Source organism: Hahella sp. NBU794 (assembly GCF_050749805.1).
Classification (GTDB): Bacteria; Pseudomonadota; Gammaproteobacteria; order Pseudomonadales; family Oleiphilaceae; genus Hahella.
In genome coordinates, this window is the sequence record NZ_CP192738.1 from 5,332,402 (window position 1) to 5,349,721 (window position 17,320).

The following is a 17,320-nucleotide window of genomic DNA, read 5'->3' on the forward strand; positions in this document are numbered from 1 at the left end:
AAATCTAACAAATCATCATTTTTCTCTTCGGCGGCGTTCTTCCCAATAGCAAAGGTGATTGCATATGTTAAATGGAAAGGCCGGACTAGCATCTCTCTCCGCCTGCGTCTTAATGTTATCCCTATCCAATCCTGACGCGGCGCAAGCGGCGGGATTACTCAAACCCCAAGGTGGCAGTTTACCAGACCTGGATTTACGCTCCCAAGACGTCAACGTCACCATCGAAGGCGAATACGCCATCACCACCGTCGACCAGGTTTTCTATAATCCCAACGCCCAGCCTCTGGAAGCTATCTACTCATTTCCAGTACCGGAAAAAGCCGCGGTCTCCCAGTTCACTTATTGGATCAACGGCGCGCCGGTTCATGGCGAAGTCGTCGCGAAAAAACAGGCCCGGGAAATCTATGAGCAGGAAAAGTCGGAAGGCCGCAACGCGGGTCTGACCGAGCAGGACGCCTATAAAACGTTCGACATCTCCATCAGCCAGGTCTTACCGCAACAGGAAACCAAAATACGCCTGGTGTATTTGCAGCCAGTGCATGTGGACACCGGAATCGGCCGTTACGTTTACCCACTGGAAGAAGGCGGTGTGGATGAGGAAAAACTGGCTTTCTGGACCGCCAACGAGACAGTGAAAGAACGCTTCAGCTTCAATCTTGATTTACGCAGCGGCTATCCGGTGGAAGCCTTGCGTTTACCCGAGCATCCACAGGCGCAGATCGCGCGAATGGACGAGCAGCGCTGGACAGTTTCCCTGCAGTCAGACGCTCAAAGCCAGACAGCCGCTCAGGAAGGCGCCGCCAATGCGCCCGCTTCCGCTCCCGGCGCTTACAGGCTGGATAAGGACATCGTGGTCTACTGGCGGCAACAACAGAATCTGCCAGGCTCCGTCGACTTGATCACCTATAAAGAACCCGGCAAAGACAAAGGGACCTTCATGCTCACCGTGACGCCTGGGGACGACCTGCCGGCCATTACCGAAGGGCGCGACTGGACGCTGGTGCTGGACCGCTCCGGCTCCATGTCAGGCAAGTTCTACACCTTGCTGGAAGGGCTGCGTAAAGGGTTCGCCAAGTTCAACAGCAATGATCGCGTTCGCGTCATCATGTTCAATGACAACGCGACTGACATCACCAACGGATGGGTGCAGGCGACGCAGGAGAATCTGCAGCAGGTAGTCAGCGCCGTCGAGAATGCGGGTCCCAACGGCGGCACCAATCTCATGTCAGCCATTCAAGGCGCGCTCACCGGACTTGATGCAGACCGCACCAACGCTATCTGGCTGGTCACCGACGGCGAAGCCAATGTCGGCGAAACCAAACAAAAGGCGTTTATTGAACTATTGGAGAAAAAGGATATTCGCCTGTTCACGTTCATTATGGGCAATTCCGCCAACCGTCCTCTGCTGGAAGCGATCACCAAGCATAGTAACGGCTTCGCCATCAGCGTCAGCAATAGCGACGACATTATCGGTCAGCTCATGCTGGCCGCCAGTAAAGTCGACCACGCCGCCCTGCATGGCGCCAACTTGAAGATTTCCGGCATCAAAACCGCAGACGTCTTCCCCAAACAAATCGGCAGCGTTTATCGCGGCCAGCAATTGGTGATGTTCGGTCATTACTACGGCTCGGGTCAGGCGAAAGTGGAGCTGACAGGCAAAGTCTCTGGGTCGCCTATCCGCTATCAGACCCAGTTCGAAGTCAAAGACGGAACCCTGCACCCTGAACTGGAGCGTCTCTGGGCCTTCGCGCAGATCGAAGATCTGATGGATCAGCAGCAGGATTATGGCGAGGATGCCGACCGTAAACAGGCGGTCACGGATTTAGCCGTCGAGTACGGACTGGTCACTGACTACACCTCGATGCTGGTTCTGGATGAGGGACGCTTTGAACATTACGGGGTGGAACGCCGCATCGGAGATCGCATCCAACGCGAAGAGTCCGCCCGCGAAGTACGAGCGCAGCAGCCTGCGCAATCTCACCGGGTGGACTCGCAACAGCCGATGTACACCAAGAGCCGTCCATCATTTGGCGGAGGCGGCGGTGGCGGGACCATCGACGGATTCATGCTGGCGCTGCTGGGCGCATTGGCCATAGCCGGACGTTGTTTCCGACCCCGTAAGCGCTAACTTCGGGAAACAGCAAAGAGACGGAGCCTTCCGTCTCTTTTTCTTTTTAAGACAATGACATAAATGTCTACTGCCCAGCTTGATCGGCTCAACGGCGCTGGTATAGCATGGCCGGCCAATCGCGCCATATCCCATATAAGGAAAACCGACGCTAAATGGCTAATTTTAATACACATCTGCTCGGCGGAGCCGCCGCATCCGGCGTACTGACCTCTACCCTGCTGTTGACCGGATTATTCACCCCCGGGCAAGGCATGGCGCTGTGGGTAGCGGGGACTCTGGCGGGCCTGGCGCCAGACCTGGATGCAGACACCACCGCCATATTAAAAGGACTGTTCAGCGCTCTGGGCGTGATGGCTTCCTTTGTCGTACTGTTTACGTTCCCCGACCTGCCTCTGCTACCGCTATGGGGCGCCATGCTGGTGGCGTTTCTTACCGTTCGTATCGGCGTGTTGCAGGTGTTCGCTCACCTCACTGAGCATCGAGGCTCTTTCCACTCACTGTTGGCCGCCGCCAGCTTTGGGTTGGGCTCCGCGTTTTTATGCTGGCGCTTCATCGATCAAGGCGTCGACTTCGCCTGGGCGCTGGGCGCCATGGTGTTCGCCGGCTATATCGTCCACCTTATTCTTGACGAGTGTTACGCGGTGAATCTGTCAGATATGGAGTTCAAGCGCTCATTTGGAACCGCGTTGAAGCCGGTGAGCATCGATAACTGGTGGGCCAGCGGACTCTTTCTCGCCATCGCCATCTATTGCGCCATACAACTGCCCCCGCCGCACAAGCTGCACCTTGAAGTGGTCAGGCTGGCCACTCTGGATCATATCTGGCTGTCGCGCTCCTAGAGGCCGTTTAAAATTTATGCCAGTACGAGTCCGCAATAGCTTTGACCTTATCGCTTAGATAGGGATTATCGATATAGAAGGTCTGCCGCTGTTCGGGATGGATAGCGGCGACCATCTCTTTGATGGCCGGATGGGAGTTAAAATTCTTCATAAAAGCACCGTTCTCATAGGCTCGCCGCAACCCCAGAGTAAGGATGCGATAACGCTCGACATCGTCTTTCCCCAGATAAAGGAAATAGTCGAACTTGTACGCAACCATCAAGCGCGGCTCGATCATCAATCCTTCCCCCGCATGCTCACCGAGTTCAATAACCGCCTCGTGAACGCCGCGATTAAAGCCGTCAAAACGCCCCCGTTTTAACATCAACCAGAGGCTGGCGTAAGTGGACTCAGTCACCGTAAAGCCTGCGGAGCGCAATATGTCCGTATCCGGCCAATTCACGCCCGAGCCTATCGTCAGCGTCTGTAGATCCGCCAGCGAGCTGACTTGGGAGAACTTTTCCGCATGATCTTCACGGATCATGAACACCCGATGCCCCAACAGTCCTCTCGTCAGGGGCACATCGACCTGTAAGAAGCGCTCTTCCCGAGTGCGGCTATATCCAGTGAAGAACACATTGAGAATATCTGAACGCCGGTGCAGTAGATTTAAGATTCGTTCCTGAGTGGCGTCCCCCATAGACACCACTTCCAGGGTATGCTCACCCGGCGCATAGTTAAGCGCCAACTGCACGACACTGATTTCGTAGCTGAAAATTTCAGCGTCGCCATGCAGCAGGCCCAGCTTGAAGTCCGCCGCCTCTGATCGGCTGCATAGGGTGACAAATATAAAAAGCAAAAAGATACGAATCGCCATAACGCGGGTTGTCCCAGCATGGGGGCGGATATCTGCAACCTAATCACAAACGGCATTATAAATAGTAGACCAGTTCGGACTTGATATAGCTTCAGTTCAAACTGCTCTATGCGGAGCCCTATTGCGACACGGATTTTAACGTGACCAGGGAAATTTCTGGAGGAACCCGAAAACGCACAGGAAGAATACTGGTCCCAACTCCCGGGGTTACAAACATCTGGCGACCGTCCTCATCAATATGCCCAATGGCGAATCGCTCGCCATATTGAGAAGGCACAATGGGTCGACCAATCAATGGCAGGTTAACCTGACCGCCATGGGTATGACCGGCGAAAGTCAGGGATACGTGGCGAGGAATGTCGTAGAACACATCAGGGTTGTGAGTGAACGCCAGTACAGGCGCCCCCGCGGGAATGTCGCCAAGGGCTTTACCGATATCATGCGCACCTTCCCAATAATCGCTGATTCCGGCCAACCAGAACTGGCAATCCCCCTGAGTCAGCTCTTTGGACGCGTCTTCCAAAAACTCGATATGGGTTCCCGTAAAGGCGTCGAGGATCAATTGCGGGCCGTGCCACCAGTCATGATTACCCATGACGGCGTACACGCCCAGGCTGGCTTGCAGCCGGTCCAGCTCAGTGGCGATGTCGCGCGGCTCCGCAAACTCGCCGCCAATCACGCCCTGAATTACAAAATCTCCCGCCAGCAACACCAGGTCCGGCTTCAACACATTGGTTGCGTCAACCAGCTCCCTCAACCGGGATAGACTATTGTGCGGCGACCCTACATGCAGATCGGCCATCACCGCCACCTGTAACCCATCGCAGGACTGCGGCCAGGGATGAATGGCGATACTGACTTCATTTTCAACCAACGACGCAGGCTCGATCCAAAAAGCCCAGACGCCGAGCGCGATGCTCAACACAGCCAGCCCCATCATAATACGACGAAAAATTATCACTGATTTGGGCTCCCGACCGCCTCTCGTTTATTCAACTTTCCACACTGGATTTTTTGCGCAAGTGGTAAGTCAACGTCATGGCGATACAATGACGCAACGCCTCCACGGGAATATCGTCCGCCACATCAAACAGAATGCTGCGATTTCCCTCAAACCGAAACTCATCGCCATAGATGCGCCGAAACGTCTCCACCAGATTTGTCTGACAGTGGAAATAAACCGCATATCCAGAGGACGGGGACTTTAAGCGACCGATTCTGAGAGTACTGCCGCTTTTCGTCTTTGCAGTCAGATAGCTGGGCTGCCCCCATTTGAGCGTTTCTTCCAGCTCGCCCACGCCTTCAGTGCTTCTCGCCACATCAAAAATCAAATCACGCAGGAACAACAACTTTGCTCTCACTTCATCCGGGTATGCGGCGAATGTCGCCTGTACGCGCGCATCAGCGAATTCAACATTGGCGTCGCTCATTTGGCTTCCTTCAATCAGAACCGGCGAGAGAAGAAAACTCGCCGTGTTTAAGTTGGGGTCAGCGTCTCAACATAGGGCGCTTGCAACGCCCTGACAACGCACCGTTAACAATTTATTGCAACACAGCCTTTAAAGCGCAATGTACGGGCGGTTTATAATCGGTCTTTTGGCTCTCCAGCGCACTTTACGAGGACGTAATTTTTAGATGAAAAGATGGTTGCTGCAATTATTGGTGGTTGTCGCGCTGGTTCCCGCAGTCTGGTTTATCTCTACGCCGGATCAACGCAGAACCTATTTGAACGCGCTGAGCCTGCCGCAAGATCCCTCATGGCTGCACGAAGCTAATTTACTTGCCCTGCTGGGTAAAACACCGCAGCAACCGCCCGAGGCAGAATCGTTGACGGACAGGACACCCATGCCTGACGCGCCAGCATCATCGCCTACTTCATCAAAAGACGCAGCGCCCAATGTCATGAGCGCTTTGCGGCAAATGGCTCACAGCGCTCTGCCTCAAACCATGTGCGGAAAGACCGCAACTCGCGACATCCGGGACGTGGAAACCCCACAGATTTACAAATGGACTGACGCCAATGGACGCGTCCATTTCTCTGATAGCGCCCGGAACAAAAGCGCGCAGTTCGTGGGCGAAAGCTACGCCTCACAGAAGAAGTATTTCGATTTCAAGTTGACCAGCAAAGGCATGCCCCGCAACGGCCTGGTGGAAGACAAGATCCGAGCCGCCGCCCAACAGGTTTATACGCAACTGGAAGCGTATCTCGCGCCTGAACGCCGCAGGCAGATCATTCTTAATCTGGAGCTTTACGGCGATCGCGCTGAGTACGAAACCCTACGCAAAAAAGTGTTCCCCGGTTTCAACGCCGCCGCGTTCTTCTCCCATGGGGCCAACACCATTTATATGGTTAACGAGGACCAGCTGGAGACCACGGTCGCTATCGCCAAGCACGAAGTGGTTCACGCTGTTCTGGCGGGCCTGGTCGGCCCCATGCCTACATGGCTCAACGAAGGCATGGCGGAGTACCTGGAACACGGCGGACTGCCCTACAAGGCGCTCCCCATTGATTTGAGCGAAAACGCCATTAACCAGCTGCTCGCTACGGAGCATCAGGACTTTTATAACGCCAGCGCGGAAAGCAACTATATGGCGTCACATAAATTGGTGGCGTACCTGAACAGCTCCGGCGAAGGTCGTCGTGTGATTGCAGACATTTTTAATGGCCTTGCCGCAGCGCCATGCAGCCAGGTCGATAGTCTCGGAGCCGTCACCAGCGCGATGGGGGATGTGGGGCATCTGGCCAAATTGCTCTGATCTCAGGCTCGTCGCTATTGTGCGCCGCTCCCACCAAGGGACCATTGCCAGAACCGCTCCCTGGCGTTGCCGGGACGGCTATTAGTCATAAATAAGCCGACAGTCCGGTATCGCGGCTCCACCTCAATGTCCCCATGCAGACAGGCGGCGGAGCGTGGCGGATTGACCAGCGCAGAGGCCGCCTGCATCCAAACAGGATTCTTTGCTTCACCAGCCTTCTGACTGAAGCGAAGCATGTTATAGGGCGTCGGGAATGGCAGCGTCAGCCTGCCCAGCTCTTCGTCCAGCTTGTAGTCGCTGGACAGGGAAGCGTCCGTGTCGACGCGAATGGCGCTTTCATTGCTGCTGTATGGGTCAGAACTCCAGATATAACCGATGGCGATCTCCGACTCCGCTGGAGTGACAATATGCAGCTCGTCATCCAGCCAGCATGCATAGGTCACCGCCAAGTGCTCAATATCCTCATAGCGCTTGCCATCCAACTCCAGGTTCAAGCGCAGCACCTCCGTTCCAGCAGGCTTTTGTAAAACGGCATGCCTGATCATCTCGCCATCAGGCATACGCCATACTTCATTTCCCACCCATTCAATAACGCCGTCAGCCGCCTTTGGCGAAGCGGTCAAACTCCTTCTCGCATCCCACTCTCCCTGAATAAAAATACCGGACGTCCCCTCCACTAACCAGACTGGCGTCGCCCCCAATATCAGCATACGAAACAGCAACAAAGCGATATGCGCCATGGAAACGCGATAAGCGGCGGAGAGACCCCATACAAACAGGGTCAATATGGCGGGCGCCAGCACCAACACGCACAGATAGAAGACGCCCAATCCCTCCATACCAGAAACAGTGGAAGGAAGCAGAATTGTCGCGCCGACGGCGCCCGCGACGCCAATAGCCAGGATCAGGTGCACGCCAACGGCGCTGAACCAGTCCAGAGGATAGTCTGGCCTACGACGAAGCCCGTTGCGGCAGGCGAACAAAAGAAGGACGGCTAAAGCCAATACAAAAAGGATTTTCAGGCTGGGCAGGATATATAAGTAAAAAATCGCCGTCACGGTACGTCTCCAGAAAGGAAAAGGTATCTGAAAGCCTAGCTTTCACAGTAACCCATAACCACATCAGCGACAAAAGTATCGCATAGCGAGACGACAAGACGTAACGACGCCCATACACGCTCAGACAAACACCCCGACTCAGTTAACGCTGCAATAAGTTCTCGCAGCGTTAACTGTAGTCCACCGTCGTCACTGCCGAGAGGCTTCGTACTCCTGGATCGCCCACAGAATTCTACGCGCTCCTTTCATCACTGTTTCTTCATTGGGATGAATGCCATCGCCGCGATGCTCGAATGTACGCCAGGGATTAACCAGCAGCGCGCCGTCAAGCTCATCATGAATCCGATGTGCATATAAGCGGCCGAAGAATTTAAAATCATCATTGCTCATCGCCCAGGTCAGTCCGGATAAATTGGCGAAAAGAGACAGGTCGAGATCATCCGGATTCGGATAAAGGGGATATACGGGGGTGAGGCCCAGGTCCAGTACTTGTTGGCCAATAGCAATCAGGCGATCCACCGCCGCATTCATTTCCGCATTGCTGCACAGGACAGTTTTAGATTGTTCGATACCGAATGAGTCGGAATGCAGACAGTCGTTGCCAATACTAATAATCACATAATCCGCGTTGTATCCAGCAAAACCAGATGGGTCATATTGCGCCACTCGCATTAACGCTTTTTTCAGTTGCGTCTCGTAACTGTCCCAACGCGCAGAGCCGCACTCCGGATTACAACTGATACGGCTGAATGTGGTGGCCCCCGCCTGCGCCTCGCTTTTGACTTTCACCCCATATCGCATCAATGCGTTACCCAGGTCGACATAATCTCCTGAACCAACCGATATCCCCGACAATGGTCCCTGCAGGTCGGAGTTTAGAGGCGTATCGCCACTGGCGTAGGAAGCGCCTATCAGCAACACGGGCTTATCGATCGCTGCGACGGAAGTGGTCAGGAAAATTCCTGTGGCGAGCAGTAGTCTCACAATCAGTTGTAATGCGTTCACTATTCTTGATCTCCATGTGGTTTAACCAGTACCTCACCCTCTAGCCATCCGGGACACCTGCCGCCGGGACAAACTTGGCGACAGTTCGCTATCAGGATGTAACGCATTTATAACAACTCCGAGCACATTGAAAAACGCACGATTGTTACATGGCGGAACGTAACAAAGCATATATGCTGAATAATGTTTGTTTTCAGAACATTTCAAAAAGCAGAGCGGTAAAATCATGAATGCGGAATTTTTCCACCAGCCCCGCCAATTTCGAAAAAGCGACTTTGCCCTGCGGCTGAAAGAGCTGCGCAGTCATTTCGGCTACACCCAGCAAAAGGTGGTGGATGGCGTCAATGAGCTTCTGCCCTTAATACAGCACCGCCCCCACCCGCTTTGTCGCAGCCGATACGCCAAGTGGGAATTGAACAACCGCACAGAAATGCCGGACTATCCGGAGCTGCTCGCCTTGTGCCACTACTTTGAGCAGGAACCTTACTACCTGCTCACCGGCGTCAACGGACCTCGCAAATCCCGTAACAGTCAGCATGCGCTGGACACCCTTTATAGTCGCTGGGAAGAAGACATTCACTTCAAGTACGTCGTAAAAATGTTGCTGGAGCGCACTCCCGAAGCCACTCGAAGATTAGCGGAATTAATCGACGTGCTGACGTTAGGCGACCGCAGCCTGCTCAATAATCACAAAAACAGGGCGAACTGATATACCGCAGAGCGAAGCAACTTTTTCCTAACTTCCAACCTTAGGGTAAACCCCATATTGCCCCTCTGCTGCATAGCCTGCACACTGCTTATTACCCTAAGCATCAGAAACAAAAGGATATTTTATGAAGTCCGCACTAGGAGCCCTGTTTGGGTGCGCGCTTTCCAGCGCCTGTTTCGCCACCAATTTGAACATCGTCGACTACGGCGCCACGCCGGATAACTATAACGATGACGACGCCATCGCTATCAACGCCGCCATCAACGCCGCCCGCGATGGCGACATAGTCATTGTTCCTGAAGGGACGTTCCATATTCGCGAAACGATCAACCTGAAAAGTAACGTCAGCCTGAAAGGAGAGGGCTACGCCAAGTCAGGCATTGCAGCGTTATTTGAGGGGGATGATCCAGAAGATATCGTCCTTAAAGGCAAGAACGTCACTAAAGTCACCATTTCCGGCTTGCGGCTTAAAACCAACTTGAGCGGCGGCGTTAAAGCGCTGGTTTATATCAAGAACTCTTCCGACGTCACTATCGACGACGCCAGCTTCCACCGATTCAAACGCCACGGCGTTTACTTCAGTAACACCGTGAACGGAAAGGTTCTGAACTCCAAGTTTCAGGAAGCCACCGAAATTAATACTGGCGGTTATGGCTATGGCGTGGTTTACACCGATGGATGTGAAGGCGGCCGAGTAGAAAACAGCGACTTTAATGGCCCGGATATCCGTCACGGCGTCGTCGTGCAAGGCGGAGACGCCAACGGTCCCAGCCACGGCGTCGTGATCAGGGACAACCGCTTTGTGCATACCGCTCAAGACGCCATCGACCTGCATGGTTACGGCGAGTACGGCAACTATGTCATGTACAACACCATCCAGGGCGACCCGGACAGTAACACTATTGGACGCGGAATTGGCGTCGGCGAAGACGTTCACGGCCCCTCAGGAAGCGGTAACGTCATCAAATACAACGTTATCCGCGATACCCGTTACGGCATTCATGTACTGACCGGCTCCCCCAGCGTCACCATCCGATACAACGAAATTTACGACTGCAAGCGCTACGGTATTTACATCCAGAATGGTCCCGATGCGGATATTCGCGACAATAAAGTCGAGGGCTGTGAAAAATGGGGCATTTACGTAGAAAAAGGCGACAACACCGTCATCCGTAAAGCGGAGACAGGCAACCAGGTTCGTAACAACGGATTGGGCGGCTCAAGCTTTGGGGGCGTGCGCGTTGATGCAGACAATTCAGGTCTGGATATTCAGGACAACGATTTCTGCAATAACGAAAGCAAAGGCGGCGTAAACCTTTCATTCGCAGGCCAGGGCACGGTTAAAAACAACCTTTGCCAATAACTTCGCTGGGTCCTTGAAATTGCGGGACTACAGCCTGCCGCCCCACCAAGGTCAGGCAGGCTGAACTCGCGTCAACTTGGACCGACATATGCCTGGCGTCAAACCCCAGGCTTCCAAATTGCGCTTCCGCTCTGCGGAGTCAGACGCACTAACCACCCTAAACATCAGAAACAAAGGATATTTTATGAAATCAGCACTAGGAGCCCTGTTTGGGTGCGCGCTCTCCAGCGCCTGTTTCGCCACCAATTTGAACATCGTCGACTACGGCGCCACACCAGACGATCACAGCGACGATGACTCCATCGCCATCAACGCCGCCATTAACGCCGCTCGTGATGGTGATACGGTCATCATCCCTGAAGGAACCTTTCACACCCGCGAGGAAATCATACTGAAGAGTCGTGTTAACTTGAAAGGCGCGGGGTACGCCAAATCAACGATTACTGCGGTATACACCAGTGAGGATAATGACTACGAACATGAAACTTTAATTAAAGGCAAGAACCTGTCATCGGTCACCATATCCGGGCTAAGACTGAAAACTATCCATCCCAAGGGAGTCAACCAGCTAATTTCTATCAAACACTCTGAAAACGTCAGCGTTAATGAAAGCAGCTTTTATCGGTTCAAAGAGCATGCCATTTATTTTAATAACACCATCAATGGAAGAGTCGCTGGCTCTCGATTTCAGGATGCAACTATTACAGATAAGGGTGGACATGGCTATGGCGTCGTTTATACAAACGGGTGTGATAAGGGCAGGGTGGAGAATAGTTACTTCTATGGCCCCAATATACGCCACGGAGTGGTAATTCAGGGCGATAAAGATACCAACCGACCCAGTCATGGAATCACTGTTACAAGCAACTACTTCAGGCACACACAACAGGACGCTATTGATCTACATGGGTCCGGGGAGTATGACAACCACATCATAGAAAACACAATTGTGGGTGACCCCAGCGACGACGCGGTAGGCCGTGGTATTGGCGTTGGAGAAATAGAACACGGGCCTTCTGGAAGCGGAAATGTCATCAAAGACAACACTATCTACAACACTCGCTATGGTATTCATGTGATGAAGGGATCGCCTGACGTCAGGATTACGGGGAATAAAATCTACGACTGCAAGCGCATGGGTATCTACATTGAGGGAGGACAAAACGTAGATGTACGAGCCAACACAATAGAAGGCTGCAGATGGTGGGGCATTTATGTGGAGAATGGCGACAATACCACTATCGCTTCAGGAAGCAAGACTACAAACGAAGTGCACGGCAACGGCTGGGGCTCCAGTGACGGCTGGCGCGAAAAAGACTACGGCAACGGCGGCGTACGCGTAGAGAGTCAAAATACTGGGATGAATGTGCGAAATAATAACTTTTGCGACAACGAGAGCAATGGCGGCCCCAACTTCCAGTTTGAAGGGCAAGGTACAGTCCTGAATAATCAATGTCAGTGAGGAGAACTAACTCCTCTCACATGTGATTAATGCGTCGCCAGGGCAGCCGCAAACCGCCCTGGCAGCGTCCCTCTTCTTCAGTCCTAGCCCAAACATCGCTAATACTCCGTCTTGGGAAACTCATTTTTCGATAACCAGTAATAGAAGATAGAGTAAATGGTGTCGTAAAAGTCCTGTATTCCATATTCCATTCTTTTGCTGATCAAGCTGGATGCGCCCGATTTATAACACTCAATCGCTGTGCGTTCATGGGTGGATTCCGTTAGAACGACAATGGGCGTAAAACGATTATGATCCGATTTACGGATCGCCTGCATGACTTCATAGCCGCTGGCGATTGGCAGCCCCAAATCCACCAGAATGAGGTCGAAGTGGGCGTTGTGAACCTTGAACATCGCCTTGGCGCCGTTATCCACAAACTCGCACTGGCATCGAACCTCCCGACGCTCCAGAACCCTGCGCATGAGGTCCACCGTGTCCTGATCGTCCTCAATTACCAGAACCCTGCGATTATGCGATGTGCTGCTTTCCATTAAACGGTAATCTGCATAAGACACGTTTTTCCGCTCCTTATGAAACCTGCTATTCAACGGTTCGCTCAGAGATTGACGGCGGGAAGGTCGCGTTTCTGCGAGACGCGGACAATGGGTAAACATAAACGGACATCGGGCTGATCATAACCCGCCAGATGGACCGCTCCCTGGCGATTAGTCGATTTAAGCATAGTTTAAATCGAGAGCTAAGATCGAGCTTGCCCCTGAAACGAAAAAAGCCAGCCTTCACAGGCTGGCTTTTTCAGCAAATGCAGCTGGCGATTAGCCTTGCATTGGCACCAGTTTCAGCTCAACGCGACGGTTGGCTGCGCGGCCTTCAGTCGTGCTGTTAGTGGCCACAGGATAACGCGGACCGTAACCGATAGTTTGCACACGTGAACTCAACACGCCCTGGGAGATCAGGTAACGACCAACGCTGCCGGCGCGCTGCTCGCTCAGACGCTGGTTCAGGTCCAGGCTGCCGGTAGAGTCGGTATGGCCGCTAACCTGAATGATAGTCTTATCGAACTCTTTCAATACCAGACCAACTGAGTCCAGCGTGTCGTAGAAGTTCGCCTTCACTTCCGCACGACCGGTATCGAAGGTGATGTTGCCAGGCATAACCAGGGTAATCTCGTCGCCGTTACGCACTACGCGCACGCCAGTGCCTTCCAGACGGTGACGCAGCTCAGACTCTTGCTTGTCCATGTAGTAGCCGATGCCGCCGCCTACAGCGCCACCCGCAGCTGCGCCGATCAGAGCGCCCTTGCCGCGATCTTTCTTGCTGGAAGTGGCCGCGCCGATTGCTGCTCCAGCAACCGCGCCGATCACAGCGCCGGTAGTTGCGTTAGCGGTTTTCTTTTCCCCAGTGTAGGGATCGTAGGTTTGGCATCCAGCGGCCAGGGAACCCGCTACTACAAGAGCACAAAGCTTAAATTTCATTCTCTATCTCCAGATTTATCAGAGTTGGCGGTAATTGTAGTTTCATTTTTCTTAACAGAAGCTGAACGCTGACCAGCGATAGCTCTGTCAAAAGCTTCACTGATCCAGCCAAAGACCCTTGCCCGGATCTCTGGCGATTCGTTTACCAGTTGATGACGTCCCGTCTCCAGATATTGCACTTCCGCATTCGGCAACAGGCGCTGTAATTGCGGAATATTATGGCGCCAGTCCACGGTAGTGTCTTCCTTACCTTGCACAATGGTGACAGGTTGCTCCAGCGGGTCCGTGCTTTCAATACGTTTTACCCACCGTCGCAACGCGCCCACCCAGTCAATGGACACCGCCCTCGACTGCAAAGGATCTTTGTCTTTGAGAAACTTAATAAATTCGGGGTCGTTGGAATTGACCATAAATACCCGACGCCAGGTACGGATAAAAGGTCCAAACAAGGTATGCAGCATCACCACGGAGCGCCACCCCTGCGGACGCACCAACGGCGCCAAAAACGCCCAATGCAGGAATGGGCTACTTTCTGGCGTGAACCGGTTACTGAACAGATACTCTATTAAAACCGCCCCGCCTGTGCTTTGCCCCACGGACATCCAGGGTTTCGGCAAATGGCCGTCGCACAGCATCAGACAGGCTTCCAAAATAGACTGATATTGAGCGAAGTTCTTGATCGAAACGGTCTCTCCGCTGGACAGTCCGTGACCGGGTAAGTCATATGCGACCACCGCGTAGCCATCGCGCAACAAATGTTCAACCAAATGCCCAAACAGTCCCACATGGTCAAAGTAGCCGTGAAACACAAATACAGTACCGCGCGGCCGGGGAGGCGTATACATATGGCAGGCCAGTCGATAACCAATGGCCTCAAAGTATCCCAGTCGATGCGCTACGCCAGTAATGCGGGTTTCTTTATCGATGCGATAGTAACTGCAGTAGTGTTTTTCTATCTCAGTCAGATGGGGGGCGTCTTTAAATGAAATTGGACGCAGTTGCTTGCGCAGGAGTTCTCTGTCCCAGAATGGCGTCATGAAAAAATCAAACCTTAATTTCAGGTCGGGCCGGCCCGCCCCAGATTCCTTTTGGCGAAGCACTCATTGCCGCCGCTATCTTCGCGCCGGATATCACACCGACGTCTGTTCAGCATAGACCAATCACGGGCTCGCGGTCGGGGCTAATTTAGCATGATCCGACTTGAGCCAAGATTAACAATAAAAAAGGGAACACCCGTCGCATTATCTGCGACGGGTCATTCCCTTCCTTAAGGTCTTAAGCGGTCAGCGGATCAATTGATCTTCTGATCAAGTTCGCCACGAGAGTAGCGCTGGAACATGGCTTCCAGCGACATCGTCTTGATCTTGCTGGCCTGACCGGCGGCATTGAACGCTTCATAACGCGCCACGCAGATTTCCTTCATCGCCTTGGTGGCTACAGCCAGGTATTTGCGAGGATCGAATTCAGACTTGTTCTGCCCCATGAAACGACGGATCGCGCCGGTGCTGGCCAGACGCAAATCGGTGTCGATGTTCACTTTACGCACGCCGTACTTGATGCCTTCCTGAATTTCTTCAACCGGCACGCCATAGGTTTCCGCAATCTCACCGCCGAACTCGTTGATGATTGCCAGCCAGTCCTGAGGAACGGAGGATGAGCCGTGCATAACCAAGTGCGTGGTGGGAATACGTTCGTGAATCGCTTTGATGCGATCAATCGCCAGAATGTCGCCTGTAGGCGGACGGCTGAATTTGTAGGCACCGTGGCTGGTGCCGATAGCAATCGCCAGCGCGTCCACCTGGGTCTTCTTGACGAAGTCAGCCGCTTCATCAGGATCAGTCAGCATCTGATCGTGGCTGAGAACGCCCTCAGCGCCAATGCCGTCTTCTTCGCCCGCCGTGCCGGTCTCCAAAGAGCCCAGACAGCCCAACTCGCCTTCCACGGAAACGCCGCAAGCATGGGCCATTTCCACAGTGCGACGAGTGACGTCGACGTTGTATTCATAGGTAGTCGGGGTCTTGCCGTCTTCCCCGAGGGAGCCGTCCATCATGACGGAGGAAAAGCCCAGCTGAATGGAACGCTGGCATACTGCCGGCGAAGTGCCGTGATCCTGGTGCATCACTACCGGAATATGAGGAAACTCCTCAATCGCCGCCAGAATCAAGTGACGCAGGAACGGAGCCCCGGCGTATTTGCGGGCGCCCGCAGACGCCTGCACGATCACAGGGCTGTCGGTTTGGTCCGCAGCTTCCATAATGGCCCGCATCTGCTCCAGGTTATTGACGTTAAATGCAGGAACGCCGTAACCGTGTTCAGCCGCATGGTCCAGAAGCTGGCGCATGGTAATCAGTGCCATTTCTCTTCCCCTTAGTGTTCAATTTTTAGTTAATTAATCTCTCGCATCGACCATCGCGACGGATACTTGGCCCGTCGCGTTTTCTGAGCCGACAATCTGACTACAGTCTGTCCCCAAAACTTACTCGGCGGCCCGCTTTTGCAGCATGGCCACAGCCGGCAGGGTCTTGCCTTCCACAAATTCGAGGAACGCGCCGCCGCCGGTGGAAATGTACGAAATCTTATCAGATACGCCATATTTATCGATCGCCGCCAGGGTGTCCCCACCGCCAGCGATGGAAAACGCATCCGATTCAGCAATGGCTTTGGCCAGGGTTTTGGTGCCTTCGCCGAACTGATCGAATTCAAACACGCCGACCGGACCATTCCACAGAATCGTCTTAGCTGACTTAAGCAGCTCCGCCAAGGCGGCCGCAGACTGAGGTCCGATATCCAGAATCATATCATCGTCCGCCACCTCGGCAATCGGCTTAACGGATGCTTCGGCGCTCTCGCTGAACGCTTTCGCCGTGACAACGTCGGTCGGCAACGGAATTTGCACCTTGGCCGCAATGCTGCGAGCAGTGTCCAGCAGATCCATTTCGCACAGAGATTTGCCGACTTTGTGATCGGCCGCCGCCAGGAAGGTGTTGGCGATGCCGCCGCCAACGATCAATTGATCGCAGACATCCGACAAAGAGTTCAACACGTCCAGCTTAGTCGATACTTTGGAGCCCGCCACGATAGCGACCATGGGTCTTTGTGGTTTATCCAAAGCCTGACCCAGCGCTTCCAGCTCCGCCGCCAGCAAAGGCCCGGCGCAGGCGACTGGCGCGAATTGGGCGACGCCATGGGTGGAAGCCTGCGCACGGTGCGCGGTGCCGAAGGCGTCCATGACAAAAATATCGCACAACGCCGCGTACTTCTTGGACAGCTCTTCGTTATCCTTGCCTTCGCCGACGTTGAAGCGCACGTTCTCAAACAGAACCAGACCGCCCTCTTCCACCTCGAAATCGCCGTCCAGATAATCACGCAAGACTGGTGTTTCGCGTCCTAACAGGCTGGAAAGATGAGCGCCCACGGGCTGCATGGAGTTTTCTTCGGAGAACTGTCCTTCTTCCGGACGCCCCAGATGAGACATCACCATCACTTTGGCGCCCTGCTCCATCGCCAGTTTGATAGTGGGAAGCGCCGCCTGAATACGCGCGTCGGACGTCACTTTGCCGTTTTTGACGGGCACGTTCAGGTCTTCACGGATCAACACTCGCTTGCCGCGCAAATCCAGATCCGTCATTTTAATCACAGACATAACAGTTCCTCATTTCAACAAA

The 17,320-nt window shown here is 53.7% G+C and carries 16 protein-coding genes; 6 read left to right on the forward strand and 10 right to left on the reverse strand.

Annotated elements, in window-relative coordinates; all coding sequences use genetic code 11:
* The first annotated feature begins 64 nt into the window (after positions 1-64).
* Positions 65-2,128, forward strand: a complete 2,064-nt coding sequence (locus ACQYWX_RS23205; RefSeq protein WP_431686493.1) for a VIT and vWA domain-containing protein — start codon at positions 65-67, stop codon at positions 2,126-2,128.
* A gap of 155 nt (positions 2,129-2,283) precedes the next feature.
* Complete coding sequence (locus ACQYWX_RS23210) at positions 2,284-2,970, forward strand: metal-dependent hydrolase (protein ID WP_431686494.1); 687 nt, start codon at positions 2,284-2,286, stop codon at positions 2,968-2,970.
* A gap of 7 nt (positions 2,971-2,977) precedes the next feature.
* On the opposite strand, the gene ACQYWX_RS23215 is transcribed toward ACQYWX_RS23210, so the two are convergent.
* The 3 genes from ACQYWX_RS23215 to ACQYWX_RS23225 all read right to left on the reverse strand — a co-directional run bounded on the left by ACQYWX_RS23215 (position 2,978) and on the right by ACQYWX_RS23225 (position 5,256).
* Positions 2,978-3,826: a hypothetical protein gene (locus tag ACQYWX_RS23215; RefSeq protein WP_431686495.1), complete on the reverse strand. Its 849-nt coding sequence runs from the start codon at positions 3,824-3,826 to the stop codon at positions 2,978-2,980.
* A gap of 118 nt (positions 3,827-3,944) precedes the next feature.
* Entirely contained in the window at positions 3,945-4,787 is an 843-nt protein-coding gene (locus ACQYWX_RS23220) for a metallophosphoesterase (protein ID WP_431686496.1), read from the reverse strand.
* A gap of 31 nt (positions 4,788-4,818) precedes the next feature.
* Positions 4,819-5,256, reverse strand: coding sequence for a DUF1801 domain-containing protein (locus ACQYWX_RS23225; protein ID WP_431686497.1), 438 nt, complete (start codon positions 5,254-5,256; stop codon positions 4,819-4,821).
* A 205-nt stretch (positions 5,257-5,461) separates the two neighbouring features.
* Between ACQYWX_RS23225 and ACQYWX_RS23230 the strand changes: the two genes are divergently transcribed.
* Entirely contained in the window at positions 5,462-6,583 is a 1,122-nt protein-coding gene (locus tag ACQYWX_RS23230) for a DUF4124 domain-containing protein (RefSeq protein WP_431686498.1), read from the forward strand.
* Positions 6,584-6,597: 14 nt separating this feature from the next.
* On the opposite strand, the gene ACQYWX_RS23235 is transcribed toward ACQYWX_RS23230, so the two are convergent.
* Together ACQYWX_RS23235 and ACQYWX_RS23240 are read right to left on the reverse strand one after the other, a co-directional pair.
* On the reverse strand, positions 6,598-7,641 hold the full coding sequence (locus ACQYWX_RS23235) for a hypothetical protein (RefSeq protein ID WP_431686499.1): 1,044 nt from the start codon (positions 7,639-7,641) through the stop codon (positions 6,598-6,600).
* A 189-nt stretch (positions 7,642-7,830) separates the two neighbouring features.
* Positions 7,831-8,646, reverse strand: a complete 816-nt coding sequence (locus ACQYWX_RS23240; protein ID WP_431686500.1) for an SGNH/GDSL hydrolase family protein — start codon at positions 8,644-8,646, stop codon at positions 7,831-7,833.
* 226 nt (positions 8,647-8,872) lie between these two features.
* Between ACQYWX_RS23240 and ACQYWX_RS23245 the strand changes: the two genes are divergently transcribed.
* The 3 genes from ACQYWX_RS23245 (at position 8,873) to ACQYWX_RS23255 (ending at position 12,180) form a co-directional block, all read left to right on the forward strand.
* Positions 8,873-9,355, forward strand: coding sequence for a helix-turn-helix domain-containing protein (locus tag ACQYWX_RS23245; RefSeq protein WP_216735685.1), 483 nt, complete (start codon positions 8,873-8,875; stop codon positions 9,353-9,355).
* Between the two features lie 124 nt (positions 9,356-9,479).
* Positions 9,480-10,718 carry a right-handed parallel beta-helix repeat-containing protein gene (locus ACQYWX_RS23250; RefSeq protein WP_431686501.1) on the forward strand — a complete coding sequence of 413 codons (1,239 nt, stop codon included), beginning with the start codon at positions 9,480-9,482 and terminating at the stop codon, positions 10,716-10,718.
* A gap of 184 nt (positions 10,719-10,902) precedes the next feature.
* Positions 10,903-12,180 carry a right-handed parallel beta-helix repeat-containing protein gene (locus tag ACQYWX_RS23255; protein ID WP_431686502.1) on the forward strand — a complete coding sequence of 426 codons (1,278 nt, stop codon included), beginning with the start codon at positions 10,903-10,905 and terminating at the stop codon, positions 12,178-12,180.
* 98 nt (positions 12,181-12,278) lie between these two features.
* Here the strand turns inward: ACQYWX_RS23255 and ACQYWX_RS23260 are convergent, their stop codons facing one another.
* The 5 genes from ACQYWX_RS23260 to ACQYWX_RS23280 all read right to left on the reverse strand — a co-directional run bounded on the left by ACQYWX_RS23260 (position 12,279) and on the right by ACQYWX_RS23280 (position 17,298).
* On the reverse strand, positions 12,279-12,737 hold the full coding sequence (locus tag ACQYWX_RS23260; protein ID WP_216735682.1) for a response regulator: 459 nt from the start codon (positions 12,735-12,737) through the stop codon (positions 12,279-12,281).
* A gap of 258 nt (positions 12,738-12,995) precedes the next feature.
* Positions 12,996-13,655, reverse strand: coding sequence for an OmpA family protein (locus ACQYWX_RS23265; protein ID WP_011395471.1), 660 nt, complete (start codon positions 13,653-13,655; stop codon positions 12,996-12,998).
* Positions 13,652-14,692 carry an alpha/beta hydrolase gene (locus tag ACQYWX_RS23270; protein ID WP_431686503.1) on the reverse strand — a complete coding sequence of 347 codons (1,041 nt, stop codon included), beginning with the start codon at positions 14,690-14,692 and terminating at the stop codon, positions 13,652-13,654. The genes ACQYWX_RS23265 and ACQYWX_RS23270 overlap by 4 nt, the downstream gene beginning before the upstream one ends.
* A gap of 254 nt (positions 14,693-14,946) precedes the next feature.
* Complete coding sequence (gene fba, locus ACQYWX_RS23275; protein ID WP_216735680.1) at positions 14,947-16,011, reverse strand: class II fructose-bisphosphate aldolase; 1,065 nt, start codon at positions 16,009-16,011, stop codon at positions 14,947-14,949.
* A gap of 120 nt (positions 16,012-16,131) precedes the next feature.
* A complete protein-coding gene (locus tag ACQYWX_RS23280; protein ID WP_279505408.1) occupies positions 16,132-17,298 on the reverse strand; it encodes a phosphoglycerate kinase in 1,167 nt (388 codons plus the stop codon).
* Between the last annotated feature and the right edge of the window lie 22 nt (positions 17,299-17,320).